Genomic DNA, 1,345 nt, shown 5'->3' with positions numbered 1-1,345 from the left:
CTACGCCACCTTCGACGGCCGCACCCGCGACAACTACTCCACCGACGGCTTCATCCGCCTGATCGCGCCGCTCTACTCGGTCGCAGCCCCGGCCCCCGCGCCGACCCCCCTCGTCCGCAAGTACTGAGAGCCGCACGACCCGAAGGCCCGATCCGCGACGGATCGGGCCTGAAGCGAAAGACCGTCCGATCCACGAGGATCGGGCGGTCTTTCGTTTTCGGACGCTTGGCGGCGCCGGAAACGCGCCCGCGCCGAAACCTTTCCGCGCGACGTCCCGTAAGAGCGCCCGTAACCCCCGGTCGCCGGGGTCCTACGAACGGTCAGGACACGCCATGACGTCGCATCCCGCTTCCCGCCTCGCCACCTTCGCGCTCGCGCTCGCCCTCGGCGCCGCGCCCGTCGCCGCCTTCGCCAAGAACCCGATGGTCGGCGGCGCGCCGATGTACGCCAACAAGACGATCGTCGAGAACGCGGTCAACTCCAAGGACCACACCACGCTGGTCGCCGCCGTGAAGGCCGCCGGCCTCGTCGACACCCTGTCGGGCCCGGGCCCGTTCACCGTGTTCGCGCCGACCAACGCCGCCTTCGCCCGGCTCCCGGCCGGCACGGTCGAGACGCTGGTGAAGCCCGAGAACAAGGCCACCCTCACCAAGATCCTGACCTATCACGTGGTCTCCGGCGTCTACACCGCCAAGGAGCTGATGGCCGAGGTCAAGAAGGGCGGCGGCGAGGCCCAGCTCAAGACCGTCGAGGGCGAGCCCCTGGTGGTCACCTCCAAGGGCAAGAAGGTCTACGTGACCGACGCCAAGGGCAACACCGCCACCGTGACCATCGCCAACGTGATGCAGTCGAACGGCGTCATCCACGTCATCAACGGCGTGCTGCAGCCCTGATAGCGCGGCCGCGGTCCGGCCCAGACGCCGGACCGCGGCACGATGCGAAGAACGCCCCGGACCTCGCGGTCCGGGGCGTTCTTCGTTCGAAGGTCAGGGCGTCTCGGCGTCAAGACATTCCAGGCCGCCGGGCCGTCCGCCTCACTCGCGGATCAGCGTGCCGGAATAGACCACGGGTCCGGTCGGCGTGCCGTTCGGCGAACCGCCGGGCGGCTCGACCGTGACGGCGATGAGGCCGCTCGCCGCGGTCTCCGCGGGCAGGGCGATCCGGGTCGCCGCGGGGCCGACGAGGCCGATCGCCTTGGGCGAGGCGCCGGCGCCGATGTACCAGAGCTCGAGGCTCTTGCCGGAGGGGGTCTCGGCGCCGACCGGGCGCACCTCGGCGGTGCCGGCTTTCGTATCGATCCGCAGCACCAGGGCCGGCAGCGCGCCGCCGCTCTGCACCACGGCGA

General features: G+C 71.0%; 2 protein-coding genes and 1 pseudogene. 2 read left to right on the top strand and 1 reads right to left on the bottom strand.

All coding sequences use genetic code 11. From position 1 onward, the window contains the following. Together FV222_RS31610 and FV222_RS26290 are read left to right on the top strand one after the other, a co-directional pair. Positions 1–127: pseudogene (locus FV222_RS31610) on the top strand (transporter); the annotation flags it as partial. A 205-nt stretch (positions 128–332) separates the two neighbouring features. Then, positions 333–893, top strand: a complete 561-nt coding sequence (locus FV222_RS26290; protein ID WP_147816057.1) for a fasciclin domain-containing protein — start codon at positions 333–335, stop codon at positions 891–893. A 141-nt stretch (positions 894–1,034) separates the two neighbouring features. On the opposite strand, the gene FV222_RS26285 is transcribed toward FV222_RS26290, so the two are convergent. Beyond that, positions 1,035–1,345: anti-sigma factor (locus FV222_RS26285; RefSeq protein WP_187277488.1), on the bottom strand; the 311-nt coding region annotated here is incomplete at its 5' end.

The sequence above is a fragment of the Methylobacterium sp. WL103 genome (assembly GCF_008039885.1).
Classification (GTDB): Bacteria; Pseudomonadota; Alphaproteobacteria; order Rhizobiales; family Beijerinckiaceae; genus Methylobacterium; species Methylobacterium cerastii.
Note: the sequence above shows the minus strand (reverse complement) of the source record. Positions and strands in the feature narration are given on the sequence as shown.